Source organism: Sphingomonas sp. CFBP9019 (assembly GCF_034045155.1).
Taxonomy (GTDB): Bacteria; Pseudomonadota; Alphaproteobacteria; order Sphingomonadales; family Sphingomonadaceae; genus Sphingomonas; species Sphingomonas aerolata.
Genome location: NZ_JAXCWK010000002.1, coordinates 293,329 through 320,123, shown reverse-complemented (window position 1 = coordinate 320,123; position 26,795 = coordinate 293,329). Strand labels below are relative to the sequence as shown.

The window sequence follows — 26,795 nt, the reverse complement described above, 5'->3', positions numbered from 1 at the left end:
CCTCGGACCTTCCTATGGAATCGAGAGGTTTGCCACTATGGGTTCCCGCCTCCGCGGGAATGACGGTTTGGGGCGCGGGCAACGATCGTTTTTGGAGAATCACACGTGCAGATCTGGGCGGGACTCGGCAATCCGGGGGCGCAATATGCGATGCACCGGCACAATGTCGGGTTCATGGTCGCCGACGCGATCGCCGCGGTGCACGGCTTCGGCGCGGTCAAGAAGCAGTTTCAGGGCTGGACCCAAGAAGGCCGGATCGGATCGGAAAAGATCCTGCTGCTGAAGCCCGCGACCTTCATGAACGAGAGCGGCCGCGCGATCGGCGAGGCGTTGCGCTTCTACAAGCTGGACGTCGATGCGCTGACGGTATTCCACGACGAGCTCGACATCGCCCCCTTCCGCGTCAAGGTGAAGACCGGCGGCGGGACTGCGGGGCATAACGGGCTGCGCTCGACCGACCAGCATCTCGGCCCCGATTTCCGCCGCGTACGGCTCGGCATCGGCCATCCGGGGCACAAGGACCGGGTCACCGGCTATGTGCTCGGCAATTACGCCAAGACCGAGATCGAGCCGCTGTCCGACATGCTCGGCGCGATCGCCGCGGAGGCGGCGTGGCTGGCGGCGGGCGACGACGTCCGCTTCATGAATGATGTCGCTGTGAGGATGCAACCATGACCACCCGTTCGCTGTTCGCCACGCGGTTTTACGAGGCCGATCTCGGCGACGACGATCTGGTCGAGGAGCTGGAGGACGCGGCGCTCGAACTGTCCAAGGCGGATCGCGCGGGCGTCGCTTGGTCGAAGGCACATGGCTATCGCGGGTATACGTCCTACGCCTCGCTGAACGACCTGCCGCTGCGCGACCCGCGCTTCGCCGATCTGGTGCGGCTGCTCAACAAGCATGTCGCCGCGTTCGCCAAGGACTGCGCGTTCGATCTGGGCGGGCGCAAACTCAAGCTCGACAGCCTGTGGGTGAACGTCCTGAAGCCCGGCGGCGCGCATTCGGGGCATATCCATCCGCACAGCGTCGTGTCGGGGACGATGTACGTGACGATTCCGGAGGGCGCCGGCGCGCTGAAGCTCGAGGATCCGCGGCTGCCGATGATGATGGCGGCGCCAACTCGGCTCGACGACGCGCCGGAGGATCTGCGGACGTTCGTTTATGCGGTGCCGAAGCCTGGGAGCGTGTTTCTTTGGGAGAGCTGGCTCAGGCATGAGGTCGTGCCGAATGCTGCGAAGGGCGAGCGGATCAGCATCAGTTTCAATTATCGGTGGTGAGGTAGGTAGGCCTCACCCCTCCCGTCATCCTGACGAAAGTCAGGATCCAGAGCCAAGCAGCGTAAGAGCCTGTAACTCAAGGTCCTGACTTTCGTCAGGATGACGGAGGTGGCGGCGGCACCCACCACTCGTTGTCATTCCCGCAGAGGCGGGAACCCAGACTGGCTGGCCTTGGCGATACTCGCTCGGGGTTGCCAGTCTGGATCCCCGCCTGCGCGGGGATGACGGAGATAGAGTGGTTACGCAGTCTTCATCGACGCCATGTCGATGACGAAGCGGTACTTCACGTCGCTCTTGACCATGCGGTCATAGGCCGGCTCGATCTCGTCCATGCGGATCATCTCGATGTCCGACACCAAACCGTGCTCGTTGCAGAAATTGAGCATTTCTTGCGTCTCCGCGATCCCGCCGATCAGCGAGCCTGCCAGCTGGCGACGGCGGAAGATCAGGTTGCCGACCGAGGGCGACGGATGCGGCTCGGCAGGCACACCGACCAGTGTCATCGTACCGTCGCGCTTGAGCAGCTCGAGGAACGGGTCGAGATTATGTGGTGCGGCAACGGTGTTGAGGATGAAGTCGAAGCTGTTCGCATGCTCCGCCATCGCATCGGCATCCTTCGACACGATCAGGTCCTTCGCGCCGAGACGCTTGGCATCCTCGCGCTTGTTCGGCGAGGTCGAGAAGACATAGACCTCAGCACCCATCGCGTTCGCGATCTTGACGCCCATGTGACCGAGACCGCCCAGACCGACGATGCCGACCTTCTGGCCGGGGCCGACCTTCCAGTGCTTCAGCGGTGAGTAGGTGGTGATCCCGGCGCAGAGCAGCGGCGCGACCGCGGCGAGATCGGCCTCGGGATGCGTGACCTTCAGCACGAAGCCCTCGTCGACGACGATATGGTCCGAATAGCCGCCGAAGGTGTGGCCGCCGAGCACGGGATCGGGGCCGTTATATGTCCCGACGAACCCGGTCGTCTCGCAATATTGCTCCTCGCCATCGGTGCACGACGGGCACTGGCCGCAGCTGTCGACCATGCAGCCGACGCCGGCGATGTCGCCGACCTTGAACTTGGTGACGTCGTCACCGACCGCGGTGACGCGGCCCACGATCTCATGGCCCGGAACGCACGGATACAGCGTGCCTTCCCACTCGCCCTTGGCGGTGTGGAGATCCGAATGGCAGACGCCGCAGAACGCGATGTCGATCGCGACGTCGGTCTTGCCCGGCGCGCGGCGTTCGAAGCTGAACGGTGCGAGCGGCGTCTCGGGCGACTGGGCGGCGTAGCCCTTGGCGGTGGTGGTCATGCTATTCCTAAATCTGACTGGCAGAGCGCGATATACGCACGGGACTCGTAATATCTACCGAGCGGTACGATAATTTTGCTGCATTGCGGCAATCGCTTGGGTCGATCAGTCGGGCGTGCCCGGCAATCTTTCCGTCATCCTGACGAAAGTCAGGATCCAGAGTAACGAGTGGCGCCCTTTGCGACCCTGGATCCTGACTTTCGTCAGGATGACGGGAGAGTTGGTCCGAGGGACCGGCCGAATGCTGGCGTTCCTTCTCGCCCTGCCCTAAAGCGCCCGCACATTCTTATACCCCAATCTCAAACTGAAGGCATATCATGGGTTTTCGCTGCGGCATCGTGGGGCTGCCGAACGTCGGCAAGTCCACCCTCTTCAACGCGCTGACCGAGACGGCCGCGGCGCAGGCGGCGAACTATCCGTTCTGCACGATCGAGCCGAACGTCGGCAATGTCGGCGTGCCCGACAAGCGGCTCGACGCGCTGGCGAAGATCGCCGGCTCGCAGAAGATCATCGAGACCCAGCTCGGCTTCGTCGACATCGCCGGCCTCGTGCGCGGCGCGTCGAAGGGCGAAGGGCTCGGCAACCAGTTCCTCGGCAACATCCGTGAGGTCGACGCGATCGTCCATGTGCTGCGCTGTTTCGAGAATGGCGACGTGACTCATGTCGACAACAAGGTCGATCCGATCGCCGATGCCGAGACCGTCGAGACCGAGCTGATGCTGAGCGATCTCGAAAGCCTCGAGAAGCGCGTCCCCAACCTCGCCAAAAAGGGCATGCAGGGCGACAAGGAGGCCAAGATCGGCGCCGCCGTGCTCGGCCAGGCGCTCGAGCTGCTCCGCGAGGGCAAGCCCGCACGGCTGACGGTGCCCAAGGACGAGGACGAGGCGCGCGTGTTCGCACAGGCGCAGCTGCTGACCGCCAAGCCCGTCCTGTACGTCTGCAATGTCGACGAGGGCGATGCCGCGAAAGGGAATGCGCTGTCGGCGCGCGTGTTCGAGAAGGCTGCGGCCGAGGGCGCCGAGGCGGTCGTCGTGTCGGCGGCGATCGAGGCCGAGATCGCGACGATGCCCGTCGAGGATCGTGGCGAATTCCTGGGCGAGCTGGGGCTGGAAGAGACCGGCCTCGCTCGCGTCATCACCGCAGGCTACAAGCTGCTCCACCTGCTGACCTTCTTCACGGTCGGCCCGAAGGAGGCACGCGCCTGGACCGTCCATGCGGGCGCCACCGCCCCGCAGGCGGCAGGCGAGATCCACGGCGATTTCGAGAAGGGCTTCATCCGCGCCGAGACGATCGCGTTCGACGACTTCATCGCGCTGGGCGGGGAATCGAAGGCGCGCGAGGCGGGCAAGCTGCGCGCCGAGGGCAAGGCCTATGTCGTCCATGACGGCGACGTGATGCACTTCCTGCACAGCTGATCCCAACAATGTCGCGGCCCCTGCGTGCGTAGTCACGCGCCAGGGGCGGGCGTAGCGAGCAGAACAGACGGCATGAGACACGCGACGTTTTCAGCTCTGGCACTCGCGCTCGGGGGTTGTGCCTATCCGGCCACGCCCCCTGCCCTGGCGCCGGTGACCCAGGCTGCCCCCGCGACCGCCACCGCCGCTCCTCAGGGCGCGCAGCCGCTGGCGGTACGGGCACCGGTGACGATCCTCGTGTCGATCGATGGCTTCCGCCCCGACTATCTCGACCGGGGCGTCACGCCAAACCTGAACAGGTTGCGCGCCGGCGGCGTCTTTGCGGCGATGCGCCCCTCCTTCCCGAGCGTCACCTTCCCCAATCACTGGACCCTGGTGACCGGGCTCAGACCCGATCGCAGCGGCATCGTCGGCAACACGATGGAGGATCCGACGCGGCCCGGTGAGAAATTCACCATGGCGAGCGACGATCCCTTCTGGTGGAGCCAAAGCTCGCCGATCTGGGTCGACGCCGAAAAGGCGGGAATCCGGAGCGCGACGATGTTCTGGCCGGGCGCCAATGTCGCGGTCGGCGGCACGCCGAAGCCCAACAGCCACGGCGCGATCGACGGCGGCACCCGGCCGCAGGACTGGCAGCAGTTCAACCAGCAGATCAGCGCCACGCAACGCGTCAACGCCGTCCTCGACTGGATGCGGCGACCCGCCGCGATCCGACCGAAGCTGGTGACACTGTATTTCGATACCGTCGACATGGCCGCGCACGACAATGGCCCCGACTCCCCCCTGACCACGCAGGCAGCCGCCGAGGTGGATGGCAGCATCGGCAGCCTCGTCGAAGGGCTTGCGACGCTCGGCCAGCCGGCCAATCTGGTCATCGTGTCGGATCACGGCATGGCGGCGACCAGCAGCACGCGCGTCGTCGCGATGGACCGGATCGCGGCGCCGGCCGATTATCGCCTCGTCGAGACGGGCGCCTATGCGACGCTGTTCGCGGTGCCCGGCCATGAGGCCGCGCTCGAGGCGAGACTGCTGCGCAAGCACGACCACCTGCAATGCTGGCGCAAGGCGGAGATTCCGGCACGCTTCCATTATGGCCGCAATCCGCGCGTCCCGAGCTATCTGTGCCTCGCCGATGTCGGATGGCGCATCGATCGGACGACGCCCACCAAGGTCTCGGCCGGCGGCTCGCACGGCTATGACAATGCCGCCTCGGAGATGCGCGCGCTGTTCATCGCGAACGGTCCTGCGTTCATCGGTGGCAAGACCATCGCGAGCTTCGACAATGTCGCGGTCGAGCCGCTGCTCCGCGACCTGATCGGGCTGCCCGCGGAACCGGGGCTGGACGGCAACGACGCGCCCTTCCAAAAGGTGCTGCGACGATAGGAGGAGCAGCGGGCGTGCAGTATTTCGAAGATATCGCAGTCGGGGCGACCGCGGCGTTCGGCCACTATCCGGTGACGCGCGACGAGGTGATCGCCTTTGCCGAAAAATACGACCCGCAGCCCTTTCATCTGTCCGACGAGGCCGCGGCAAAGACGCATTTCGGTCGGCTGTCGGCAAGCGGCTGGCATAGCTGCGCGATGACGATGGCGATGCTGGTGGAGCACATCCGTGAGCACCGTCAGGCGAGTCTCGGATCGCCCGGGATCGATGAACTCAAATGGCTGAAGCCCGTCTATCCGGGGGACACGCTGCGCTGCGTGACCGAGGTGCTCGGCAAACGGGTTTCCGCCAGCCGCCCCGAAATGGGGATCGTGAAAAGCCGGATGCAGGTGTTCAATCAGGACGATGTCATGGTGATGACGTTCGTGTCGAACGCGCTGATGCAGACGCGCCCGACCGGCGCGCCTGCATCCTGATCCGTCACTTCGGGACGGGGACGTTCATATAGGCGCCGCCCCGGCCGCCGCCGCCGCCACGACCGCGGAACCCGCCGCCATTGCCGCGCTCCTGACGATATTCACGCCGGTCCTGACGTGCCTCGCCGCGATAGCTCTGCCGCGCTTCACGCCGTTCGCCGCGATATTGCTCGCGCGTGATCTGACCGTCGCGCAGCTGGTTGCGGTCCTCGCGCCGACCCTGACGGAAGTCGCGGTTCGCGCCACGCCGGTCCTGGCGATAGTCGCGCGCGGCGGGGCTGTTGCCGCGGGCGAAATTGCCCCAGTTGCCGGCACCGCGATAATTGCCGCGACGCCCCTGCCAGTAGCGCTGCTGCGCACCGTTCCAGCGGTGCGGACGACGGTTGCGATCATAGACGTATCCGCCGGTACCCGGATAATAATAGTCGCCATACCAGCCATAATAGGAGCCGAGCCCGACGCCGGCATAACCGGCCCCGTATCCGCCGCCGTAACCATCATAATAGCCGTTGCCGTAGCCGCCGCCATAATAGGGATCGCTCGCATAGCCGATCCCGCCGCCGCCATAGCCATACCCATCGGTGCAACCGGCCACGCCGAGGCCGACACCAATGGCGAGACTGACCAGTCCTAGTCGCTTGAAAAACATCGAAAATCTCCCGTACCTGGAGAGCGGACCCATCGCGCCGCCATTGGTCGCACAACAATACCGACCTACCGCAGGTTCCATGAACGACGGCTGACGCGCGCCGGGACCACAGGTGGGCCATGGGGGCGTGGCGCCGGGACACAGGCACGGACACGGGCAGCCAGCGGGTCGCCAAACGCGAAACGGCGGACCGGGTTGCCCCGATCCGCCGTCCTTCACGCCCTGATACCGCGATAGCCGCGGCGTGGGATCAATGCTTCACGTCACGCCAGACGTTTTGATAGGCGCCCCAGGCAAGGCCGCAGAAGACGAGGATGAAGAGGATCGACGCGACGCCGACGGCGTGCCGCGACTCCAAGTTCGGCTCTGCCGTCCAGGTCAGGAAGGCCGAGACGTCTGCCGACATCTGTTCCTTCGTCGCCTTGGTCCCGTCCGCATAGGCCACCTGATCGTCCGCGGTGATCGGCGGTGGCATCGCGATGTTGAGGTTCGCGAAATACGGGTTGTAGTAGAGACCCTCGGGCGTCTTGATGTCCGGGAACTGCTTGAGCAACGCCGCGGGCTGATCGGTGTAGCCCGTCAGCAGCGAGTGGACATAGGCGGTGCCCTCCTCGCGCGCCTTGGTGATCAGCGAGAGATCGGGTGGCAGCGCGTTGTTGTTGGCGGCGCGGGCAGCGACCTCGTTGGCGAACGGCGACGGGAAGCGATCCGACGGGATGTTCTTGCGGGTCGCGGCCTCGCCGGTTTCGGGGTTGATCGTCGGCTGTTCGATCACCCACTGGTTGGCGATCGCCTTAACCTCGGGCTCCGAATAGCCGATCTTCTGGAGATCGCGGAACGACACCAGCCGCAGCGAGTGGCAGGCTGAGCAGACTTCCTTGTAGACCTGGAACCCGCGCTGGAGTTGACGGCGGTCGAACTTGCCGAAGACGCCGTTCGAGGCGAGCTCGAGCTCCTTGGGATGCTTGTGCGCGACGCTCTCGGCAGACGGCGCGACGGGGTCGGTGATGACGCCCGACACGCTGCCGAAGAGCGCGATGCCGAGCACCAGCACAAAGGCGGCGCCGACCAGGGATGCGATGAGACGAACCATATATGTATCCTCTAGTCCGTATCAGTGCGCGGGCTTGGGGGAGAGCGCGGTGTGCGCCGGGCTCGTCCCGCCACGCTTGGCCAGCACCGCCTCGGTGATCGAATTGGGCAGCGGCCGGGGCCGTTCGGACCGCGAGATCAGCGGCAGGATGATCAGGAAATGCGCGAAATAATAGGCAGCGCAGATCTGGCTGAGGATCACATAGGTCGCCGTCGCCGGTGCACCGCCGCAATAGCCCAGGATCAGGATGTCGGCGACCAGCACCCAGAACGCGATCCGCGCCTTGGGGCGGTAGTTCATCGAGCGGACCGGCGAATTGTCGAGCCACGGCAGGAAGAACAGCAGCAGGATCGAGCCGAACATCGCCAGCACGCCCCACAGCTTTGCCGGCAGGATGAAGTCCGCGGTAAAGGCGCGCAGGATCGCGTAGAACGGCCAGAAATACCATTCGGGGACGATGTGCGCGGGCGTCGAAAGCGGGTTTGCCGGGATATAATTGTCCGGATGGCCGAGATAGTTCGGGAAGAAGAACAGCAGGCCGGCGAACACCAGCAGGAAGATGCCGAGCCCGAAGCCGTCCTTCGCAGTGTAATAGGGGTGGAACGGCACCGTATCCTGTTTGCCCTTCACGTCGACGCCGGTCGGGTTGTTCGACCCCGGGATGTGCAGCGCCCAGATGTGCAGGATGATGACGCCCGCGATCACGAACGGCAGCAGATAGTGCAGCGAGAAGAAGCGGTTGAGCGCGGCGTTGTCCGGCGCGAATCCGCCGAGCAGCCAGATGCGGATGGTGTCGCCGACCAGCGGAATCGCCGAGAAGAACCCGGTGATGACCTGCGCGCCCCAGAAGCTCATCTGCCCCCAGGGAAGGACATAGCCCATGAATGCGGTCGCCATCATCAGCAGGAAGATCGTCACGCCGAGCAGCCAGACCATCTCGCGCGGCGCCTTGTACGAGCCGTAATAGAGTCCGCGGAAGATGTGCGTGTAGACGACGATGAAGAACATCGACGCGCCGTTGGCGTGCGCATAGCGCAGGAACCAGCCCGCATTGACGTCGCGCATGATGTGTTCGACCGAGTCGAACGCGACCGCGCCGTTGGCGGCGTAATGCATCGCCAGCGTGATGCCGGTGATGATCTGGATCGCCAGCGCGGCGCCGGCAAGGACGCCGAAGTTCCAGAAATAATTGAGATTGCGCGGGACCGGGTAACCGGCGCCGACCGCGTTGTAGACGAGCCGGGGAACGGGAAGCCGTTCATCCAGCCACCGCGTCAGCGGCAGCTTCGGTTCGTATTGCTTGGCCCAGGGAAAGCTCATGGTTGTTTCCTCAGCCTACCGTGACGACGGTGTCGGAGTTGAAGGCATAGTCCGGCACCTGAAGGTTGGTCGGTGCGGGGCCCTTGCGGATGCGCGCGGCGGTATCGTAGGCCGAGCCGTGGCACGGGCAGAAATAGCCGCCAAACGGGCCCTTGTTCTCACCCTCGCCAGCGCCGAGCGGGACGCAACCGAGATGCGTGCAGACGCCCAGCGTGATCAGCCAGTTCTTGTTGCCCGCCTTGGTCCGCTCCGCGAGCGTCTGCGGGTCGCGCAGCGTCGATACGTCGACCGCGTCGGCCTCGCTGATTTCCTTCGGCGTCAGGTTGCGCACGAACAGCGGCTGCTTGCGGAAGCTCGTCTTGATCGCCTGGCCCGGCAGGATCTTCGACAGGTCGATCTCGGTGGTCGACTGCGCCAGCACGTCGGCCGACGGGTTCATCTGGTTGATCAGCGGCAGGACGATCGCGACGGCGCCGACCCCGGCGAAGGATACGGCGGCGATATTGATGAAATCGCGGCGGCGCGGATCGTGCGCCTCTTCGTGAAACGGTTCAGGCGACTCGCCGGGTGGAACCATGTCGTCGACTATCGCCATTCATCTCGCCCTTGCAGTTTATCTTTATTCTCGTGGCCCGATGCGCATGCCGGTTCGCCGCACCGCACGCCCATCCTGCCCGACCGTCCCCACGGAGGCCTATAGGTGATAGACGGCGCAAGCCCGCTTTGCCAACAGCATTTTGACTGCAGCGCGTTCCGGATTAGAGGCAACGGTATGCGTATCGCCCTCTACCAACCTGATATCGCCGGCAATGTCGGCGCCATTTTGCGGACCGCCGCCTGTCTCGGACTCGCGGTCGATCTGATCGAGCCGATGGGGTTCACCTGGAACGAAAAGGCGGTCGCGCGCTCCGGGATGGACTATGTCGGCGCGGTCGAGATCGTCCGGCATGTCGACTGGGCGGCGTTTCGCGACCAGGTCCGCGGGCGCATCGTCCTGCTGACGACGAAGGGCGCGGTGCGACTTGACACAGCGACGTTCCAGACCGACGACGTGCTGCTGATGGGCAGCGAGGGCGCGGGCGTGCCCGACGACGTCCATGCCCGCGCCGACCTGCGCGTGCTGATCCCGATGCGTCCCGGCCTGCGGTCGATGAACATCTCGGTCGCGACCGCGATCGTCGCGGCAGAGGCGTTGCGGCAAACAGACGGCTGGCCCGCCTGACCTACCGGGGGGAGTGTCGGGCGAACGCGCCCCTTCCCCGCCCCGACCAGGATTTGTAGGACGGTACCATGACCGAGCTCGACCCCCAGCAAGCCGCCGCCCGCATTTGGTTCGAATCGCTGCGCGACCGGATCTGCGCGGAGTTCGAGACGATCGAGCGCGAGGCCGGGTCGGATGCCGTGTTCGACTATACCCCCTGGGACCGGATCGATCCGTCGGGTGAACCCGGCGGTGGCGGCGTGCGCGGCGTCATGAAGGGCAAGGTGTTTGAAAAGGTCGGCGTCAACGTCTCGACCGTCGGCGGCATTTTCGAGGGCGAGTTCGCCAAGTCGATCCACGGCGCGGGCGAGGATCCACGGTTCTTCGCGACAGGGATCAGCCTGGTCGCGCACATGGCCAACCCGCACGTCCCCGCGGTGCACATGAACTGCCGCTTCCTCAACACGACCAAGCGCTGGTTCGGCGGCGGCGGCGATCTCAACCCGCCGCTGCCGATCGCCGAGGACACCGCCGATTTCCATGCGACGATGAAGGCCGCCTGCGACGCGCACGACCCGGCCTACTACCCGCGCTTCCGGGACTGGGCGGAGACCTATTTCCAGATCCCCCACCGCAAGGTGAACCGCGGCGTCGGCGGGATCTTCTTCGATCATCTTGACGGCAATTTCGATGCCAATTTCGCGTTCACGCGCGACGTTGGCGAGGCGTTTCTCGACGCCTATCCGCGGATCGTCCGGCGGCGGATGGACACGCCGTTCACACCGCAGGACGAGGCCGCGATGCTCGAATGGCGCGGTCGTTATGCCGAGTTCAACCTCGTCTATGACCGCGGCACGCTGTTCGGGCTGAAGACCGGGGGCAATATCGAGGCGATCCTGATGAGCCTGCCGCCCCGCGCCACATGGTCGTGAGCGGGGGCCGGTGGCGCTGATCCCCGTCGCGGACGACGTGCTCGCCACGATCGTGACCACGCTCGAAATGCCGCGCAAGCCGCCGCTCAGGCCGATGCCGACGTCGCGACTGCGGCTGCTGCGCTGGGAGCGGCCGACGCTGGAGGGTTATCGCGCGCTGTTCGCCCGGGTCGGATCGCGCTGGCTGTGGTTCTCGCGGCTGGCGATGGACGATGCCGCGCTCGCCGCGATCCTTCGCGATCCGGGCATTGCCGTGCATGCGGTGATCGATCCGGCGGGGATCGAGGTGGGGATGCTCGAACTCGACCTGCGCCGGACGGGCGCTTGCGAGATTTCCTATTTCGGGCTGATCCCCGAACTCGCCGGCCAGGGACATGGCCGGTGGCTGATGGCGGAGACGCTTGCGCGGGCCTGGACCAGGGGTGTCGAGCGGGTCTGGCTGCACACCTGTACGCTCGACCATCCAAACGCGCTCGGCTTCTACCGCGCGCAGGGATTCGTCGCGACGCGGCGGACGATCGAGACCTTTCCCGATCCGCGCGCCACCGGGATGCTGCCCGCCGATGTCGCGCCGCAGATCCCGTTTCTGGGCGGACGCCGCTAGACCCGCGGGCGGATCACGCCGGTCCGCGACCGCCTAGCGCGCCAGCCGCCGATAGACCGACACCGCGATCAGCGCCATCGCAACCCCCGAGGCGGTGGCAGCCGCCGCCGCGCCGGCATCGACGAGCGCGATCGCCACCGGATTACCCTGTCCACCATCGCGCATCGCGCCATCGAGCGCCATGAAGGGCATGCCGAGCAGCCAGCCGCTCATATAGCCGAACGCGGCGAGCGACATGAGCGGCAGGCCGGCGCCGCGCGTCAGCGACAGGCTGCGCCGGATCGCGGCGAACGCGCCGATCGGGCCCTCGGCGACAAGCACCGGCCCGGTCATCATCGTCCGGCCAAGAATGTAGAGGCCGGGAATCGCATAGAGAAGCAGCCCCGCCCCCGCTGGCAGCGACACCAGGATCATCGCGAGCAGATAGCGCGGCAGGAGCGTGGCAGAACGCCTGAGCGCTGTGCCGATATCGACCCGGTCACGGTCGAGATACAGCGTATAGACCGCCGCCATGCCGAAGAAGCTGAGCGCATAGGCCAGGCAGTACCAGCCGCCATTCGCCCCCGCCCAGTCGGTCACCGCCTGCGCCCAGACCAGCGCCTGCGCCTCGTCGCCGCGCGTCGCCGCATCGGGCAGCGGCGGGTCGGGCACGACGAGCGCGAGCGCGAAGGCAGGCAGGAACAGGAAGGGCCCGGCGATCCGGAGCAGCAGATCGCGGTCGCGCTTGAACAGGGCCCAGGCGTCTTTCAACACGCCCGTAAAGTCGATTTTCATTCGGTGATCGGTTTCTCTCGGGTGGCGACATAGAGCTGTGCCGTGAAGACATAGGCGAGCGCCATCAGCGCCGCACTGGCAAGCGCGCCGGCGATCCCGGCAAGGAACATCGCGGTCGGGATCTGGTCCCCGCCGAGGATCAGGCGAAAGACGAGCCCGACAACGGCCTGAGCGGCGAAGGTGGCGATCGCGAACACGATCCCGAACAGCAGAAGCACGCCGATCAGCTTCCAGGTGAGCCCGCGGGTCAGCGCGATCGAGCGGCGGATCGCGCCGAGCCCGAGCCGTTCGTTGAGCACGACCGCGGTCAGCAGCATCAGCCGCGCACTGGCCCAGATGGCGAGCAGGATCAGTGCAAGGCTGTAGAGCACGACGAACATCGCCGTCGCACGCGGCAGCTGCGGCATTCGCGCGGGCGCGCTGGCGGCAGCGGACGCGGCGGCAAAGTCGAAATGCGACGCGATCAGCGCGATGAACACCGGCGCCATCAGGACGAGCGCAATCAGCCCGACGACGAGCGACACGCCGAGCGCGGGCAGCAGCCGCGCCCGCGCCTGACGATAGGCCTCGGTGCGGTCGGTAGAGGGTTGCGTCGCCAGCGCGAGGATCGCGAGCGACCCCAGGATCGCGAGCAACGCGGACGCCACGGCGACGATGCCGGCGACGAGCTGCACCGCCGGCTGCGGCGGAACGAGCAGGACGAGCGCATTGTTGACGACCGGCGGGAGGACCAGGGTCGGCAACGCCACCGCCGCGATCTGGCCGCTACGCCCGGACAGTACCTCGGTGGTACGATCCCAGACCGTGCCGATTTTTACGCCTCTTCCCATCCGCCTGTTCCCCGTTCGCCGCCTGGCACGCATGCCCGATACCGCCGCGACGTAGCCCAAGCCCCAGGCCTTGACCACTCCCGCGACGGTTGGACCAGCCGGCGTGACAAGCCCCCGCCCGCTTGCATCACCGGCGGCGAGTGCGCAGATGGGTCGCGTGACCGCTTCCCCCTTCCCGACCTCCGGCCGCCTCGCGCCCGCCGATCCACTGTCGCGAACCGACGGGCTCGAATGGCGGACCGATACCGGCCTGACCCCCTATGCCGCCGCGCTCGCCGAGATGGAGGCGCGCGCCGCCGCGGTGACCACCGGCGATGCGCGCGAGCTGATCTGGCTGCTCGAGCACCCGCCGGTCTACACCGCGGGGACGAGCGCGGATCCGGTTGACCTCGTCGATCCGCGCTTTCCCGTGTTCGATACCGGACGGGGCGGCAAATACACCTATCACGGGCCGGGGCAGCGGATCGGCTATCTGGTGCTCGACCTCGGACAGCGCGGGCGCGACGTCCGGCGGTTCGTCCACGCGGTCGAGGACTGGGTGATCGCGGCGCTCGGCGAGGTTGGCGTCGCCGCGTTTTCGGTCGAGGGCCGTGTCGGCATCTGGACGCGCGATCCCAATCTCGGCGGCCGCGAGGCGAAGATCGGTGCGATCGGCGTGCGCGTGAAGCGCTGGGTGACGCTGCACGGCTTTGCGGTCAACATCGATCCGGACCTGACGCATTTCGGCGGAATCGTGCCGTGCGGGCTTGCGGAATACCCCGTTACCAGTCTGAAATCGCTCGGTACGAATGTCGACATGGCAACTTTTGACGCTGCCCTGACGTTGACGAGCGGCGTGTTCCTTGAAACACTTTCTTTGGCTCAAGAAAACGAGGCTTGAGGGCCAGGCCTTTACAGATTAATGTCCACTACGATTTGGGTATATACCTGGCCTCCAGGCCTACCAAATCCTCTATCTAGGGAGCTTCCAAATGCGTTCACTCATCTCCAAGGTTCTGACCGGTTCGCTGATCGCCAGCGCAGCGCTTGCCGTTTCGGCATGCGGTCCGAAGACCGAGACCACGACCGACAACACGATGGTCACCGACATGAATGCCACCGAAGGCATGGACACGATGACCGACAACATGACCGCCGTTGACGGCGCGATGAACGACGGCATGATGGCGAACGACACGATGATGTCGAACGACACCATGATGACCAACAACATGATGTAATTTTCCGGTTTCGGAAAATTACATGATGCGGGGGGCCGTCCGGGAAACCGGGCGGCCCCTTGTCGTTGGGGCCAAGTCGACCGCGCGGCGGCGGGATGCGCGATGCCATCCCGAACCCGGTCGACCACCCGCGATGTGCGATCTCGTTTCGGCTGCGACGGAAATCTGCAGCCCGCACCATGCCCGGAGCCACGATCGGCCGCAGGGCCCCTCAAAACAGTTGGGAGTTGGCAAGAAACGCTTTAGAAATCTCGGGATGGAATGCCCGGGGAGTTGGGAATGAAGATGGTGCGTAATGCGCTGGCGCTCTGCGCGGCGAGCGGCTCGATGGCGTTGGCTCAGCCCGCCTCGGCCCAGTTTTTTCTGCAATCGCGCGATTTCTCCGCGCCGGCGGTGACCGGGGACGAGGCCGATCTCGGCCAGGCGATGCCCGACGCCACTAGCGCGGAGAAGCGCGCGGCGATGGTCTGGCACATGCGCGCGGCGCTGAACGTCGCGGCCCTCCAGTGCCAGTTCGAACCGACGCTGCTGACGGTGTCGAACTACAATGCGATCCTCGCCGATCACGGCACCGAACTGCAGGGCGCCTTCGACACGCTCGGCAAATACTTCCTGCGCGTCAACAAGGCCAAGGGCGTCAAGGCCGGTCAGGCTGCGCTCGACCAGTTCGGCACGCGCACCTATTCGAACTTCGCGACCGTCGCGGCGCAATATGGCTTTTGCCAGACGACCGCGTCGATCGGCCGCGACGCGCTGTTCACGCCGCGCGGCCAGTTCGGCGATCTGACGCTGCAGCGCACGCGCGAGCTGCGCAACAGCCTGATCCCCTGGGGCGAACAGCGTTTCCCGCGCTATATCGGCCGCGACCGGGTGAAGATGCCGCGGCTCGACCCGATCTGCTGGAACAAGAAGGCCGAATGGGTCGCCAAGAAGTGCGGCGCGCTCGACTGGCCCCCCGCGGCGGGCGTGGGCATCGCCAACCGCTGACGATCACCCCCGGCCCTTGAGCCGGGGGCTTTCCCTGCCGGAGCGGGAAGGCGGCCTAGCGCAGCCCCAGCATCTTGTGCGTCTGCAGCGACAGACGCCATTGCGGACGCTCCATCACCAGCGCGACACAGGCATCGCGATTGGCATCCGCCTGCGGGTCGTCGAGCGGCTGGAGCAGCAGGTTGGCGAAGTCCCATGTCTCGATATCCGCGATGTCGGTACCGGGCTGCGGCCAGACCAGCTTCAGCTCGTCGCCATGACGCTGGACGACGACGCTGCCCGCCTTGGGGCTGATGCACACCCAGTCGATGCCGGGATGGACCGGCAGGGTGCCGTTGCTCTCGATCGCGATCCGGAAGCCCGCCGCGTGAAGCGAATCGACGATCGCATCGTCGATCTGGAGCATCGGTTCGCCCCCGGTGAGCACGACGAACCGGTCCTGCGTGCCCGTGCCCCAGAACCCCGCAACCGCGTCCGCCAGTGCGCGCGCATCGGCGAACTTGCCGCCGCCCAGCCCGTCGGTGCCGACGAAATCGGTGTCGCAGAACCGGCAGACCGCGGTGGCGCGATCCTGTTCGCGTCCCGACCAAAGATTACACCCGGCGAAGCGCACGAACACCGCCCGGCGGCCGGCATTCACGCCCTCCCCCTGCAGCGTCAGGAACATTTCCTTGACCGCGTAACTCATGTCAGACCGGCTTGACCGCATAGACGGTGGGATCGGCGATCCCAGCCTCGTCGAAGCCGCGCGACCGGAGCCGGCAGCTGTCACACTCGCCGCAATGCTTGCCGTCGGGCGTCGGGTCGTAGCACGACCAGCTGAGCCCGAGGTCGAGCCCGAGCCGCGTCCCCTCGCGGACGATGTCCGCCTTGGTCATGTGCTGAAGCGGCGCCTGGATGCGGAACGGATCGCCCTCGACCCCCGCCTTGGTCGCGAGTTCGGCCAGCCCCTCGAATGCGGCGATGAATTCGGGACGGCAATCGGGATAGCCCGAATAATCGAGCGCATTGACGCCGATATAGATGTCGCGCGCGCCCGCCGCCTCGGCCCAGCCGAGCGCGAGGCTGAGGAAGATCGTGTTCCGCGCGGGGACATAGGTGACGGGGATGCCACCCGCATCGTCGGTGCCGACGCCGTCCTTGGGCACGTCGATATCGGCGGTGAGCGCCGAACCGCCGAACGCGGACAGGTCCATCGGCAGGACGATGTGGCGTTCGGCGCCGAGCGCGGTGGCGACGCGGCGCGCGGCGTCGAGCTCGACGCGGTGGCGCTGGTTATAATCGAACGACAGCGCGAGCAGGCGCCGGCCGGATTCCCGCAGCATGGCGGCGGAAACCATCGAGTCGAGGCCGCCCGAGACGAGGGCGACCGCTAAGGGAGCTGATGATGTCATGATGCGCGACGCGCTAGGCCAGACCGCGGCAAAAAGAAAGGGCCGCCCGAAGGCGGCCCTGAAAGGTTGGCGCTTAAAGCAGCCTCAAGGGAGAAACGTGCTGAAATCTCTAAAGCACGAGGGAGGTATAGCCCGGCGCGGTAAACAGCGCATTAACGCCGCGCAATTTCCCGCCGTCGCGCGCCTGAGAAACGCGTCATTCCTCGACCGGAACCGGAAATTTCTTTGCACAGAATGCGCAGTCGACCTGGATGAAGCCGCTCTCGTCCGCCATGTCGCGGCGTTCGTCGATCGGGAATTTCGCGATCACGCCCCGGATATAGTCGGGATCGCACCGGCAGCCGCGCGTGATGGGAATATCGGCGAGGATGCGGACGTCGCTGTCCTCGTTGAACAGCCGCCACACCAGCGTCTCGAGCGGCAGCATCGCATCGGTCAGCTCGTCCGCGCCCATCGTGTTACCGAGCGTCGCGACATGCTCCCATTCGGGATGGTCGAGCTTGGTATGCAGCCGCTCGCGGCCGTCCTCGCCCTCAGGCAGATGCTGGAGGAACAGGCCGCCCGCGACGCAGCGCCCGTCGGGGCCCTTCGCCATGCCGGTGCGGACCATCGTCGGGATCTGCTCGGACTGGGTGAAATAGCTCTGCGCGGCCTCAGACAGCGTATCGCCGTCGAGCGGGACGATGCCCTGATAGCGCTCGTTGCTGCTCGCCATATCGAAGGTGATCGCGAGATAGCCTTGGCCGAACAAGGCGAACAGGGTCGGCTCGACGGGCGCCTGGGCAAGCTTGTCCGCATCGTATTCGATATAGCCGCGCACCTCGCCGCCGCGATAATCACAGACCAGCAACTGGACGACGCCATTGTCGGTCCGGGTCTGCATCGTCAGCTGGCCGCTCGCGTCCTTCAGCGTCGAGCCGATGAGCGCGGCGAGCGTCAGCGCCTCGGCGAGCAGCTTCTCGATCGCAGGCGGATAGGCGTGCGCGGCGAGCACCTCGTCGAGCGCGGTGCCGAGCCGGACGATTCGGCCACGAGCGCTGCGCGCGGGGATCGCTAACGCCAGCGCGCGGTCGAGATCGGTCATGTTGGGGTCGTTCACCATCGTTCCTTCGGCATCCCCCGTCGCGGCGTCATCCCCGCGCAGGCGGGGATGCAGAGCGACATACGCTGGTGGTCTGATCACCAGCTCGGAGTTTATGGATTCCCGCCTCCGCGGGAATGACGGAAATGGGGGCTGACCTGCGCCCGATCAACCAACCGGGCGCTTCAGCCGATCTGCCCGAAGCACCAGCGCAGCACCGATTTCTGCGCGTGGAGGCGGTTTTCGGCCTCCTGCCAGATCAGCGACTGCGGGCCGTCGATCACCTCGGGCGTGACCTCCTCGCCGCGATGCGCGGGGAGGCAGTGGAGGAACTTCGCATCGGGCCGCGCGAGCGCCATCAGCGCGGCGTCGACCTGATAGGGGGCAAGGGCCTTCAGCTTGCTCTCGGCATTGGCCTGCCCCATCGAGATCCAGGTGTCGGTGACGATGATGTCCGCACCTTCGACCGCCTCGCGCGGGTCAGCGACGACGCGCGCGTGCCCCGAGGCGCGGACGATCGCCTCCTCCTCGGGCTGAAACCCCTGTGGGCAGGCGGCGACGACGTCGAATTGCATCAGCCCGGCGGCCTCGACGATCGAGGCGAGCACGTTGTTGCCATCGCCCAGCCACGCGACCTTGAGCCCGGGCAGCGCCTTGCCGCTCTCGATGATCGTCAGCAGGTCGGCCATGATCTGGCACGGATGCGATGCGTCGGTCAGCCCGTTGATGACGGGGACGCTGGCATGATGCGCCATCTCCTCGACCTTGGCATGATCGTCGGTGCGAATCATGATCGCGTCGACATAGCCCGACAGCACGCGCGCGGTATCGGCAATCGATTCGCCGCGCCCGAGCTGCATGCTGCCGGCATCGGCGACGATCGACGTCCCGCCGAGCTGGCGGATCGCCATGTCGAAGCTGAACCGCGTGCGCGTCGAGTTTTTTTCGAACACCATCGCCAGCGTGTGGCCGGCGAGCGGCGCATCGGCGTCGGCGCGGCCCTTGGTGAAGCCGGCGCGCGCCGCCTTGCGATCGAGCGCGTCGGCAAGCATCGCGGCGACGCCGTCGGGGCCGGCGTCGGTGAGATTCAGGAAATGGCGGTTGTTCATGGTAACGACCCCGTAAGAAGTTCCGTTCGTCCTGAGTAGGGGCTGAGCGAAGCCGAAGACCCATATCGAAGGACAGTGCCCCAAGCGGGCCAGTCCTTCGATACGCCACTTCGACTTCGCTCAGTGGCTACTCAGGACGAACGGGGTTTAGTGACCGCGCAAAGGCGCTCAATCGTCGGCGGCGGGCACATAAACGCGCGCGGCGGTCGACAGCTTGTCGATGCATTCGGCGATATGGCTCTCGTCGATCACCAGCGGCGGCAGGATGCGGATGACGTTCTCGCCCGCGGCCACCAGCAGCAGATTGTGATGATCGCGTGCGAACGCGACGAACGCACGGCTGTCGCTTTTCAGCTTCAACCCGAGCATCAGCCCGGTGCCGCGCACGCTGTCGAACAGGTGATCGTGATTGGGGATCATCTGCTCGAGCCCCTGCCGCAACCGATCGCCCATCGTGGCGACATGTTCGAGGAACCCGTCCTCGAGGATCACGTCGAGCACCGCCTCGCCCGCCGCCATCCCGAGCGGGTTGCCGCCATAGGTCGAGCCGTGCGTGCCCGCGACCATGCCCTTGGCCGCCTCCTCGGTCGCAAGGCACGCCCCGAGCGGGAAGCCGCCGCCGATCCCCTTGGCGACCGACATGATGTCGGGGGTGATGCCGTAAAGCTCGTGCGCGAACAGCTTGCCCGTCCGGCCATAGCCGCACTGGACCTCGTCGAGCACCAGCAGCAGGCCATGCTCGTCGCACGCCTTGCGCAGGCCCTGGAGGAATTCGGGGCTCGCCTGGCGGATACCACCCTCGCCCTGGATCGGCTCGACCAGGAAGCCTGCGGTGTGGTCGTCGATCAGCGCGAGCGCACCCTCGAGATCGTTGAACTTGGCATAGGCGAATCCGGGCAACAGCGGCTCGAACCCGTCGCGCATCTTGGCCTGATTGGTCGCCGAGATCGTCCCGAGCGTGCGGCCGTGGAACGCGGTGTCGAACGTGATCAGCGTATGACGCTCGGGATTGCCGTTCACAAAATGATAGCGGCGCGCGGTCTTGATCGCGCACTCGACCGCTTCCGCACCCGAATTGGTGAAGAACACGGTGTCGGCGAACGTGTTGTCGACGAGCCGCTGCGCGAGATGCTCGCCCTGCGGTGAGCCGTACAGGTTCGACACGTGCATCAACGTCGCCGCCTGGTCGGCGATCGCCTTGGTCAGGTGCGGGTGGCCATGGCCGAGCGCGTTGACCGCGATACCACTGGCGAAGTCGAGATATTGCTGGCCGTCCTCACCGAACAGATAGGCGCCCTCGCCTCGGACCGGACGCACGCCACACCGCGGGTAGACGGGCATGAGCGGGGTGATGGTCACAGGCGCTTCCTCTTCGAAACGAGAAGGGCGGCCCGTGATGGACCGCCCCGGAGGCGCCTAATACCGGTGACGGGGGATGGGCGTCAACACCGCGGACGTCCGACGCAGCCCTGTCTGATCCGTACCAAGGCGCGGACTCCGCTTGCGGCGCCCCGGCAGCACGCGCAATCTTCCCCTCGGCTCCATCCGACGTCGCAAACGCGCCGGCGCAAGCCCAGTCGCGTCCCCATCGAGAGGAGGTTGACGTATGAAACGCTATGCGACCGGCCTGGCAGTGATGCTGGCCATGGCTCTTGCCACCACCCCCGCGCTTGCCAAGGGCGTGTTCGACGGCACCTGGAAGGGAGATGTGAAGGCGAGCCAACCCGCGGAGAATCCCTCGATCATCCTCCTGCAGGCGGGCACCTTCAGCTGCACGACGTGCAAGCCCGCGCTGAAATTCCCCGCCGATGGCGCGTTTCACCCGATCGTCGGCAATCCCTATTATGACGAGGCATCGGTCGCGGTGGTGGATGCGACGACGGTCAAGCGCGCGTTCCGGAAGAGCGGAAAGACAGTCGCCGAGGCGACGGTGACGCTGGCCGCGGACGGGCAGAGTTCGTCCTCCGCCTTTGTCGACCGGACCGCACCGAGCGGCGTGGAGGTGACGGGAACGACGGTCAATGCGCGCGTCGCACCCGCCCCGGCGGGTGCCCATGCCTTATCGGGTGCGTGGCGCGAAACTACGGATACGCAGGTATCCGACACGGGCCTCGTCTTCACCTTCGCACAGGACGGTAAGACCATGGCCTTCTCGACGCCGACCGGCATATCCTATGCCGCGACGATCGACGGTCCGCCGGCAACGGTGACCGGAGATCCGGGCTGGACGAAGGTCGCTTTGAAACAAACCGGACCGACGACTCTGTTCGAAACCGATTACGAGGGCGACACGCCGATCGGTACGTATAGCATGTCGCTCTCGCCCGACGGCACGACGATGACCACCGCGGTCAACGACCTGAAACACGGGAAGACCTCGACGATGGTCGCGCACAGGCAGTGATTCCGGAGGCAAGCGGGGGCGTCTATCGAACGGCCCCCGCTTGCCCCAATGGTCACGCGTCGATCGCTTCCTCGTCGAGCCGGCCGGCATTTTCCTGAATGAAGGCAAAGCGGTGCGCGGGGTTGTTGCCCATCAGGCGGTCGACCAGGTCCTTCACCCCTGCCCGCTCCTCATATTCCTGCGGCAGGGTGATGCGCAGCATGCCGCGGGTGGCGGGGTCCATCGTGGTCTCGCGGAGCTGGCCGGGGTTCATCTCGCCAAGGCCCTTGAAGCGGCCGACATCGACCTTCTTGCCCTTGAACACCGTGCGTTCGAGTTCGGCGCGGTGTGCGTCGTCGCGCGCATAGAGCGACTTGGTGCCCGAGGTCAGGCGGTAGAGCGGCGGCTGCGCGAGATAGAGATGCCCGCGGCGAACGATGTCGGGCATCTCTTGGAAGAAGAACGTCATCAGCAGCGTCGCGATATGCGCGCCGTCGACGTCGGCATCGGTCATGATGACGACCCGTTCGTAGCGCAGATTGTCCGCCACGCAGTCCTTCCGCGTGCCGCAGCCGAGCGCCAGCGTCAGGTCGGCGATTTCCTGGTTCGCGAAGATCTTCGCACTGGTCGCGGACGCGACGTTCAGGATCTTGCCGCGGATCGGCAGGATCGCCTGCGTCTTGCGATCGCGCGCCTGCTTGGCCGAGCCGCCAGCCGAATCGCCCTCGACGATGAACAGCTCGGTGCCCTCGGGCGAGTTGGCGGAACAGTCGGTCAGCTTGCCGGGCAGCCGCAATTTGCGGGCGGACGTCGCAGTCTTGCGCTTGACGTCGCGTTCCTGCTTGCGGCGCAGGCGTTCGTCCATCCGCTCGAGCACATAGTTCAGCAGCGCCTTGCCGCGATCCATATTGTGGCTGAGGAAATGGTCGAAATGGTCGCGCACCGCCTTCTCGACGAGGCCCGCGGCCTCGGGGCTGGTCAGGCGATCCTTGGTCTGGCTCTGGAATTGCGGTTCGCGGATGAACACCGACAGCATCAGCTCGCTGCCGATCATCACATCGTCCGCGCTGATATCCTTGGTCTTCTTGTTGCCGACCAGATCGCCGAACGCGCGCAGGCCGCGCACCAGCGCCTGCCGCAGGCCCTGTTCGTGCGTGCCGCCATCGGGGGTCGGGATGGTGTTGCAATACCAACTGTACGAGCCGTCGCTCCACAGCGGCCAGGCGATCGCCCATTCGACGCGCCCCTGCGTCTCGCCGTGCGCGCTCGGGAAATCCTGCGAGCCCGAGAAGAAGTCGGCGGTCGCGCATTCGCGGCCCGCGACCTGATCGCGCAAATGGTCGGCGAGCCCGCCGGGAAACTGGAACACCGCCTGCGCGGGCGTATCGTCGCTGATCAGTTCGGGCGCGCAGTGCCAGCGAATCTCGACGCCCGCGAACAGATAGGCCTTGGACCGGACGAGCTTGTGCAGCCGCTGCGGCTTGAAATGCAGCTCGTTGCCGAAGATCTCGGTATCGGGGGTGAAGGCGACGCTGGTGCCGCGGCGGTTGGGGGTGGTGCCGAGCCGCTCGATCGGGCCGAGCGTCTGCCCCTTGGCGAAGCGCTGGCGGTATAGCTGGCGGTCGCGCGCGACCTCGACGACAGTGTCGGACGACAGCGCGTTGACGACGCTGATGCCGACGCCGTGCAGACCGCCCGAGGTCGCATAGGCCTTGCCCGCGAACTTGCCGCCCGAATGCAGCGTCGAGAGGATCACCTCGAGCGCGGACTTGTCCGGAAATTTGGGATGCGGATCGACCGGGATCCCGCGGCCATTGTCGACGATGGTCAGCCGGTTGCCCGGCTCGAGCGTGACCTCGATCCGCGTCGCATGACCCGCGACCGCCTCGTCCATCGCATTGTCGAGCACTTCGGCGGCAAGATGGTGCAACGCGCGCTCGTCGGTGCCGCCGACATACATGCCCGGGCGGCGGCGGACGGGTTCGAGCCCCTCGAGCACCTCGATCGAGGAGGCATCATAGGTCGGGGCGGTCTTGGACGGGGTCGTGAACAGGCCTTCGGGCAGGTCTTCTGGCATGACGTGGTATATGGCTTAGCCAGCGATCCGTGCAAGCGCGCAACCGCTGTTGCGGAAAAGCCACAACATGAACTTTCTGTCATGTTCGCGGATATATTGGCGGGACGCCCCGTTTCTTGGCTGTCTTAGATCAATCATATCCGGAGCTTACATGCGCACATCCCTCTATGCCGGCCTCGCTGGCGCGGTCATTCTCGGTCTCACGGCATCGCCGGCATTCGCGCAGGAGACCACCGAGGACGCACCGTTCAACGGTCTCTATGTCGGCGCAGCGGGTGGTTATGACGTGCAGCGAAACGATGCAGGATCGTCGATCCTGTTCGACCGCAATCTCGACGGGCGGTTCGGGGATGCGGTGACGACGGCAGCCGGCGCCAACGCGTTCAGCAGCGGGTTCTGCAACGGTGCGACGACCGCCACGACGCTGACCGGTGGCCGCGGCTGCCGCAAGGACAAGGACGGCGCCGCTTATTATGGCCGCGTCGGCATGGACACGCAGCGCGGCAACATCGTCGTCGGCGTGGTCGGCGAATTCGGCAAGAGCGAGATCACCGACAGCGTCACCGCCTTCTCGACGACGCCTGCCAGCTACGTGATGACGCGCAGCGTCGACTGGGAAGCCTCGATCCGCGGCCGTGCAGGCTATGCGGTTAACACCACACTGTTCTACGGCACGTTCGGTGCGGGCTATGCCAAGATCGACCGGGATTTCTACAGCACCAACACCGGCAACGCCTATCAGCAGAGCGGCAAGCGCCAGCAGTTCGGTATCCTCGGCGGCGGCGGCATCGAGCAGAAGGTCACGCCGAACATCTCGGTCGGCATGGAATATATGTTCCACCAGTATCAGGACGACGACTTCCGCGTACGCGTGACGCAGGGCACGCAGCCGGCGACGAACCCGTTCGTGCTGGCCCCGAACACGACCGGCACGGACTTTCGTCGCAGCGACGACAAGTTCCGCTGGCACAGCCTACGCGCGACGGCGGCATTCCGGTTCTAAGCGCAGGGTAAGGTGACGCCAGAAGGCGTCACCTCACCCGAGCTCGGCCGGCGTCGCACCAGCGACGTCCGACGACGCGGCTTCGCCGCGGCGCGGGTAGGGACAGAGGGTCGCTTCCCACACGGGAGGCGGCCCTTTTTCGTGAATATGGTCTCCGCAAAACACCACCCCGGCGAAGGCCGGGGCCCAGTTGGGGGACCGAGGCAATTACGCGTTGCCAGCCGTTACTACGGCCTTCCCAACTGGGCCCCGGCCTTCGCCGGGGTGGTGCTGGGGTGTTCGGCGGCGGGACCCGCAGATCTTGAGTTTAGAGCCTGGCAAATCCAAGAAAAAGGCCGCCTCCCAGCGAGAAGCGGCCCAACGTTCTGGTCAGCGATACCCCAAAATCCACCCCGGCGAAGGCCGGGGCCCAGTTGGGGACCGAGGTAACTACGTGTTGCCCGCCTTTTCTACAGCCTTCCCAACTGGGCCCCGGCCTCCGCCGGGGTGGTGCTGGGGATTGGCTCCGCTACAGGCATACATCCGAAGCACGGAGAGCGAGACCGCCCCCCCCATCTTAGCGTGCGCGCGGGCCGCCGAAGGGGAGTGGCGGCGTCGGGCGGCGGTCGCGGCGGGGCAGCTGGGCCTGATAGGCGTGACCGCAATGCGCGACGCAGTAGGGGAAGCCCGGGTTCACCTTGTCACCGCAAAAGTGGAAATCGGGCTCGCCCGGATGGCCGAGCGGCCATTTGCAGATGCGGTCGTTGAGCTCGAGCAGGCTCGTCTTGCCCGCCATTTCGGGCGAAGGCTTGGCGGGGACGAGACGCCGCGGCGGGGCGGGCGTGCTCGGCGGCTGCTGCTCGCCGGGCGCCTGGCGGAGAAAGCCGCCGGGTCCGATCGAGCGGAGGATCGGCTGCGGTGCGCGGACCGGTGCGGCGGCGGGTTCGACCGCGTCGTCGTCCTCATCCTCGTCCTCGTCGGCGTCCTCATCCGCATCGGCGGCGACGGGTGCCGTTCGCGGCGCCGGCTCGGGTGCGGCGGCAACGGGAGCGGGTTCAGGCGCCGGAGCCGGCGCTGCGGCGACAGGTTCGGCGGCGACCGCGGGCGGCGTGTCGACGACGGGCGACTCGGCCGGCCTGGCCTCGGCCGCCTTCGCCTCCGCGACCTTCGCTTCTGCGTTCTTCGCGTCGGGATCGTTGGGCTTCACCGGCGACGGGCGCGCCTGAAGCTCAAGGCGGTGCGCCTTGCCGATCACGGCGTTGCGGCTGACGCCACCCAGCGCTTCGGCGATCTGGCTGGCGGTCTGGCCGGCTTCCCACATCGTCTTGAGCGTCTCGATACGCTCGTCGGTCCAGGACATGTTCGTTCCTCAGTCTTCGGGTCGGCCGGTATAGTCTTCGTCAACCGGGTTGCGGGCGACAGCGGCAGCGATTACCCGCAACCCCCATGAGCAGCCAGCCCCCAATCGGTGAAATCCAGTCGGCGGTGCAATCCGCCCCCGGCGTTCCCGTCATTCGCAACGTGAACTGGGAGGGACTTCGTACCCTCTATATCAAGGAGGTGCGCCGGTTCTTCAAGGTCCAGCTGCAGACGGTGTGGGCGCCGGCAATGACGACATTGCTGTTCCTGATCGTTTTCACCATCGCGACGGGCGCCAAACGCCCCGTGCTGGTCGGCGGCGAGACCGTGATGTTCGCCGATTTCATCGCCCCCGGGCTGATCATCAGCCAGGGCATGATGGGCCCGGCCTTCGCCAATGCGAGCTTCTCGCTGCTGGTCGGCAAGATGCAGGGCACGATCGTCGACTACCTTCAGCCGCCGCTGTCGACCGCCGAGCTGCTCGCCGCGCTGGTCGGCGGTGCGGTGACCCGTGCGGTGCTGGTCGGGTGCGTCGTCTGGGCGGCGATGGCGCTGTATCCGGGCGTGCACGTCACGCCGCATGCGCCGCTCGCAATCCTGTGGTTCGGCCTGCTCGGCGCGACCTTCCTCGCGCTGCTCGGCGTGCTGACGTCGATCTGGGCGGACAAGTTCGACCATGCCGCCGCGGTCACCAACTTCGTCGTCGCGCCGCTCTCGCTGCTGTCGGGCACCTTCTATTCGGTTGACACGCTGGCGCCCGCGTTCCGCGCGTTCAGCCACGTCAATCCGTTCTTCTACATCATCTCGGGCTTTCGCTACGGCTTTCTGGGCGTCGCCGATTCGCCGGTGCTCGTCGGCGGCCTCGTCATCCTGGCGATCGACGTCGCGCTCGCCACCCTGTGCTACATGCTGCTGAAGAGCGGCTGGAAACTGAAGAACTAGGCT

28 protein-coding genes are annotated in these 26,795 nt (G+C 66.1%); 14 read left to right on the top strand and 14 right to left on the bottom strand.

The annotated features are described in order from the left end of the window. Positions 1 to 105: 105 nt before the first annotated feature. Together pth and SOM18_RS05530 are read left to right on the top strand one after the other, a co-directional pair. The gene (gene pth, locus SOM18_RS05535; RefSeq protein ID WP_031441582.1) at positions 106 to 675 is read left to right on the top strand and encodes an aminoacyl-tRNA hydrolase; all 570 of its coding nucleotides are present in this window, start codon (positions 106 to 108) and stop codon (positions 673 to 675) included. Then, positions 672 to 1,277, top strand: coding sequence for a TIGR02466 family protein (locus tag SOM18_RS05530; protein WP_031441581.1), 606 nt, complete (start codon positions 672 to 674; stop codon positions 1,275 to 1,277). Before pth ends, SOM18_RS05530 begins: the two co-directional genes overlap by 4 nt. A gap of 239 nt (positions 1,278 to 1,516) precedes the next feature. Here the strand turns inward: SOM18_RS05530 and SOM18_RS05525 are convergent, their stop codons facing one another. Further along, a complete protein-coding gene (locus tag SOM18_RS05525) occupies positions 1,517 to 2,581 on the bottom strand; it encodes an NAD(P)-dependent alcohol dehydrogenase (protein WP_031441580.1) in 1,065 nt (354 codons plus the stop codon). Positions 2,582 to 2,898: 317 nt separating this feature from the next. On the opposite strand from SOM18_RS05525, the gene ychF reads away from it, so the two are divergent. From ychF to SOM18_RS05510, 3 genes are all read left to right on the top strand, one after another. Continuing rightward, positions 2,899 to 3,996 (top strand): redox-regulated ATPase YchF, encoded by a 1,098-nt coding sequence (gene ychF, locus SOM18_RS05520; RefSeq protein WP_031441579.1) that lies wholly within the window; start codon positions 2,899 to 2,901, stop codon positions 3,994 to 3,996. 72 nt (positions 3,997 to 4,068) lie between these two features. Next, positions 4,069 to 5,379 (top strand): ectonucleotide pyrophosphatase/phosphodiesterase, encoded by a 1,311-nt coding sequence (locus SOM18_RS05515; protein ID WP_031441578.1) that lies wholly within the window; start codon positions 4,069 to 4,071, stop codon positions 5,377 to 5,379. Between the two features lie 14 nt (positions 5,380 to 5,393). Beyond that, positions 5,394 to 5,855 carry a MaoC family dehydratase gene (locus tag SOM18_RS05510; RefSeq protein WP_031441577.1) on the top strand — a complete coding sequence of 154 codons (462 nt, stop codon included), beginning with the start codon at positions 5,394 to 5,396 and terminating at the stop codon, positions 5,853 to 5,855. A 4-nt stretch (positions 5,856 to 5,859) separates the two neighbouring features. Here the strand turns inward: SOM18_RS05510 and SOM18_RS05505 are convergent, their stop codons facing one another. The 4 genes from SOM18_RS05505 to petA form a co-directional block, all read right to left on the bottom strand. Further along, positions 5,860 to 6,504 carry a hypothetical protein gene (locus SOM18_RS05505; RefSeq protein WP_052380991.1) on the bottom strand — a complete coding sequence of 215 codons (645 nt, stop codon included), beginning with the start codon at positions 6,502 to 6,504 and terminating at the stop codon, positions 5,860 to 5,862. Between the two features lie 250 nt (positions 6,505 to 6,754). Further along, on the bottom strand, positions 6,755 to 7,597 hold the full coding sequence (locus tag SOM18_RS05500; protein WP_031441575.1) for a cytochrome c1: 843 nt from the start codon (positions 7,595 to 7,597) through the stop codon (positions 6,755 to 6,757). Between the two features lie 21 nt (positions 7,598 to 7,618). Then, positions 7,619 to 8,917, bottom strand: coding sequence for a cytochrome b (locus tag SOM18_RS05495; protein WP_031393565.1), 1,299 nt, complete (start codon positions 8,915 to 8,917; stop codon positions 7,619 to 7,621). A 10-nt stretch (positions 8,918 to 8,927) separates the two neighbouring features. Next, positions 8,928 to 9,494 (bottom strand): ubiquinol-cytochrome c reductase iron-sulfur subunit, encoded by a 567-nt coding sequence (gene petA / locus SOM18_RS05490; protein WP_320481519.1) that lies wholly within the window; start codon positions 9,492 to 9,494, stop codon positions 8,928 to 8,930. Positions 9,495 to 9,689: 195 nt separating this feature from the next. Here petA and SOM18_RS05485 point away from each other — a divergent pair, with 195 nt between their 5' ends. From SOM18_RS05485 to SOM18_RS05475, 3 genes are all read left to right on the top strand, one after another. After that, on the top strand, positions 9,690 to 10,139 hold the full coding sequence (locus SOM18_RS05485) for a tRNA (cytidine(34)-2'-O)-methyltransferase (protein ID WP_166746152.1): 450 nt from the start codon (positions 9,690 to 9,692) through the stop codon (positions 10,137 to 10,139). A 68-nt stretch (positions 10,140 to 10,207) separates the two neighbouring features. Then, positions 10,208 to 11,050, top strand: a complete 843-nt coding sequence (gene hemF / locus SOM18_RS05480; RefSeq protein ID WP_031441572.1) for an oxygen-dependent coproporphyrinogen oxidase — start codon at positions 10,208 to 10,210, stop codon at positions 11,048 to 11,050. Positions 11,051 to 11,060: 10 nt separating this feature from the next. Then, positions 11,061 to 11,654, top strand: coding sequence for a GNAT family N-acetyltransferase (locus SOM18_RS05475; RefSeq protein ID WP_037529613.1), 594 nt, complete (start codon positions 11,061 to 11,063; stop codon positions 11,652 to 11,654). A 33-nt stretch (positions 11,655 to 11,687) separates the two neighbouring features. Here the strand turns inward: SOM18_RS05475 and SOM18_RS05470 are convergent, their stop codons facing one another. Further along, a complete protein-coding gene (locus tag SOM18_RS05470) occupies positions 11,688 to 12,428 on the bottom strand; it encodes a hypothetical protein (RefSeq protein WP_037529614.1) in 741 nt (246 codons plus the stop codon). Further along, the gene (locus SOM18_RS05465; protein WP_037529616.1) at positions 12,425 to 13,258 is read right to left on the bottom strand and encodes a hypothetical protein; all 834 of its coding nucleotides are present in this window, start codon (positions 13,256 to 13,258) and stop codon (positions 12,425 to 12,427) included. Before SOM18_RS05465 ends, SOM18_RS05470 begins: the two co-directional genes overlap by 4 nt. Positions 13,259 to 13,466: 208 nt before the next feature. Here SOM18_RS05465 and lipB point away from each other — a divergent pair, with 208 nt between their 5' ends. The 3 genes from lipB (at position 13,467) to SOM18_RS05450 (ending at position 15,465) form a co-directional block, all read left to right on the top strand. Beyond that, entirely contained in the window at positions 13,467 to 14,138 is a 672-nt protein-coding gene (gene lipB / locus SOM18_RS05460; RefSeq protein WP_320481518.1) for a lipoyl(octanoyl) transferase LipB, read from the top strand. 91 nt (positions 14,139 to 14,229) lie between these two features. After that, the gene (locus tag SOM18_RS05455) at positions 14,230 to 14,478 is read left to right on the top strand and encodes a hypothetical protein (protein ID WP_031396007.1); all 249 of its coding nucleotides are present in this window, start codon (positions 14,230 to 14,232) and stop codon (positions 14,476 to 14,478) included. A gap of 279 nt (positions 14,479 to 14,757) precedes the next feature. Then, positions 14,758 to 15,465 (top strand): hypothetical protein, encoded by a 708-nt coding sequence (locus tag SOM18_RS05450; protein WP_320481437.1) that lies wholly within the window; start codon positions 14,758 to 14,760, stop codon positions 15,463 to 15,465. 55 nt (positions 15,466 to 15,520) lie between these two features. Here the strand turns inward: SOM18_RS05450 and queE are convergent, their stop codons facing one another. From queE to SOM18_RS05425, 5 genes are all read right to left on the bottom strand, one after another. Continuing rightward, entirely contained in the window at positions 15,521 to 16,153 is a 633-nt protein-coding gene (queE, locus tag SOM18_RS05445; RefSeq protein WP_320481436.1) for a 7-carboxy-7-deazaguanine synthase, read from the bottom strand. 1 nt (position 16,154) lies between these two features. Further along, the gene (gene queC / locus SOM18_RS05440) at positions 16,155 to 16,859 is read right to left on the bottom strand and encodes a 7-cyano-7-deazaguanine synthase QueC (RefSeq protein ID WP_056406059.1); all 705 of its coding nucleotides are present in this window, start codon (positions 16,857 to 16,859) and stop codon (positions 16,155 to 16,157) included. A gap of 196 nt (positions 16,860 to 17,055) precedes the next feature. Beyond that, positions 17,056 to 17,961, bottom strand: a complete 906-nt coding sequence (locus SOM18_RS05435) for an Hsp33 family molecular chaperone HslO (RefSeq protein WP_320481435.1) — start codon at positions 17,959 to 17,961, stop codon at positions 17,056 to 17,058. A gap of 164 nt (positions 17,962 to 18,125) precedes the next feature. Continuing rightward, on the bottom strand, positions 18,126 to 19,049 hold the full coding sequence (gene argF / locus SOM18_RS05430) for an ornithine carbamoyltransferase (protein WP_031441562.1): 924 nt from the start codon (positions 19,047 to 19,049) through the stop codon (positions 18,126 to 18,128). A 168-nt stretch (positions 19,050 to 19,217) separates the two neighbouring features. Next, positions 19,218 to 20,408 carry an aspartate aminotransferase family protein gene (locus SOM18_RS05425; protein ID WP_031441561.1) on the bottom strand — a complete coding sequence of 397 codons (1,191 nt, stop codon included), beginning with the start codon at positions 20,406 to 20,408 and terminating at the stop codon, positions 19,218 to 19,220. A 247-nt stretch (positions 20,409 to 20,655) separates the two neighbouring features. Between SOM18_RS05425 and SOM18_RS05420 the strand changes: the two genes are divergently transcribed. After that, on the top strand, positions 20,656 to 21,453 hold the full coding sequence (locus SOM18_RS05420) for a hypothetical protein (RefSeq protein ID WP_056406055.1): 798 nt from the start codon (positions 20,656 to 20,658) through the stop codon (positions 21,451 to 21,453). Positions 21,454 to 21,505: 52 nt separating this feature from the next. Here the strand turns inward: SOM18_RS05420 and parE are convergent, their stop codons facing one another. Continuing rightward, positions 21,506 to 23,509 carry a DNA topoisomerase IV subunit B gene (parE, locus tag SOM18_RS05415; protein WP_042467583.1) on the bottom strand — a complete coding sequence of 668 codons (2,004 nt, stop codon included), beginning with the start codon at positions 23,507 to 23,509 and terminating at the stop codon, positions 21,506 to 21,508. Between the two features lie 151 nt (positions 23,510 to 23,660). On the opposite strand from parE, the gene SOM18_RS05410 reads away from it, so the two are divergent. Beyond that, positions 23,661 to 24,512 carry an outer membrane protein gene (locus SOM18_RS05410; protein WP_320481434.1) on the top strand — a complete coding sequence of 284 codons (852 nt, stop codon included), beginning with the start codon at positions 23,661 to 23,663 and terminating at the stop codon, positions 24,510 to 24,512. Between the two features lie 556 nt (positions 24,513 to 25,068). Here the strand turns inward: SOM18_RS05410 and SOM18_RS05405 are convergent. After that, positions 25,069 to 25,851, bottom strand: coding sequence for a GcrA family cell cycle regulator (locus SOM18_RS05405; protein ID WP_320481433.1), 783 nt, complete (start codon positions 25,849 to 25,851; stop codon positions 25,069 to 25,071). 86 nt (positions 25,852 to 25,937) lie between these two features. Between SOM18_RS05405 and SOM18_RS05400 the strand changes: the two genes are divergently transcribed. Beyond that, the gene (locus SOM18_RS05400; RefSeq protein WP_031441650.1) at positions 25,938 to 26,792 is read left to right on the top strand and encodes an ABC transporter permease; all 855 of its coding nucleotides are present in this window, start codon (positions 25,938 to 25,940) and stop codon (positions 26,790 to 26,792) included. Positions 26,793 to 26,795 lie beyond the last annotated feature (3 nt).

Coding starts and splice junctions, on each gene's coding strand:
- SOM18_RS05530 (WP_031441581.1), top strand. CDS start 672: ATGACCACCCGTTCGCTGTTCGCCACGCGGTTTTACGAGGCCGATCTC.
- SOM18_RS05525 (WP_031441580.1), bottom strand. CDS start 2,581: ATGACCACCACCGCCAAGGGCTACGCCGCCCAGTCGCCCGAGACGCCG.
- ychF (WP_031441579.1), top strand. CDS start 2,899: ATGGGTTTTCGCTGCGGCATCGTGGGGCTGCCGAACGTCGGCAAGTCC.
- SOM18_RS05515 (WP_031441578.1), top strand. CDS start 4,069: ATGAGACACGCGACGTTTTCAGCTCTGGCACTCGCGCTCGGGGGTTGT.
- SOM18_RS05505 (WP_052380991.1), bottom strand. CDS start 6,504: ATGTTTTTCAAGCGACTAGGACTGGTCAGTCTCGCCATTGGTGTCGGC.
- SOM18_RS05500 (WP_031441575.1), bottom strand. CDS start 7,597: ATGGTTCGTCTCATCGCATCCCTGGTCGGCGCCGCCTTTGTGCTGGTG.
- SOM18_RS05495 (WP_031393565.1), bottom strand. CDS start 8,917: ATGAGCTTTCCCTGGGCCAAGCAATACGAACCGAAGCTGCCGCTGACG.
- petA (WP_320481519.1), bottom strand. CDS start 9,494: ATGGTTCCACCCGGCGAGTCGCCTGAACCGTTTCACGAAGAGGCGCAC.
- SOM18_RS05485 (WP_166746152.1), top strand. CDS start 9,690: ATGCGTATCGCCCTCTACCAACCTGATATCGCCGGCAATGTCGGCGCC.
- hemF (WP_031441572.1), top strand. CDS start 10,208: ATGACCGAGCTCGACCCCCAGCAAGCCGCCGCCCGCATTTGGTTCGAA.
- SOM18_RS05470 (WP_037529614.1), bottom strand. CDS start 12,428: ATGAAAATCGACTTTACGGGCGTGTTGAAAGACGCCTGGGCCCTGTTC.
- SOM18_RS05465 (WP_037529616.1), bottom strand. CDS start 13,258: ATGGGAAGAGGCGTAAAAATCGGCACGGTCTGGGATCGTACCACCGAG.
- SOM18_RS05455 (WP_031396007.1), top strand. CDS start 14,230: ATGCGTTCACTCATCTCCAAGGTTCTGACCGGTTCGCTGATCGCCAGC.
- SOM18_RS05450 (WP_320481437.1), top strand. CDS start 14,758: ATGAAGATGGTGCGTAATGCGCTGGCGCTCTGCGCGGCGAGCGGCTCG.
- queE (WP_320481436.1), bottom strand. CDS start 16,153: ATGAGTTACGCGGTCAAGGAAATGTTCCTGACGCTGCAGGGGGAGGGC.
- queC (WP_056406059.1), bottom strand. CDS start 16,859: ATGACATCATCAGCTCCCTTAGCGGTCGCCCTCGTCTCGGGCGGCCTC.
- SOM18_RS05435 (WP_320481435.1), bottom strand. CDS start 17,961: ATGGTGAACGACCCCAACATGACCGATCTCGACCGCGCGCTGGCGTTA.
- argF (WP_031441562.1), bottom strand. CDS start 19,049: ATGAACAACCGCCATTTCCTGAATCTCACCGACGCCGGCCCCGACGGC.
- SOM18_RS05420 (WP_056406055.1), top strand. CDS start 20,656: ATGAAACGCTATGCGACCGGCCTGGCAGTGATGCTGGCCATGGCTCTT.
- parE (WP_042467583.1), bottom strand. CDS start 23,509: ATGCCAGAAGACCTGCCCGAAGGCCTGTTCACGACCCCGTCCAAGACC.
- SOM18_RS05410 (WP_320481434.1), top strand. CDS start 23,661: ATGCGCACATCCCTCTATGCCGGCCTCGCTGGCGCGGTCATTCTCGGT.
- SOM18_RS05405 (WP_320481433.1), bottom strand. CDS start 25,851: ATGTCCTGGACCGACGAGCGTATCGAGACGCTCAAGACGATGTGGGAA.
- SOM18_RS05400 (WP_031441650.1), top strand. CDS start 25,938: ATGAGCAGCCAGCCCCCAATCGGTGAAATCCAGTCGGCGGTGCAATCC.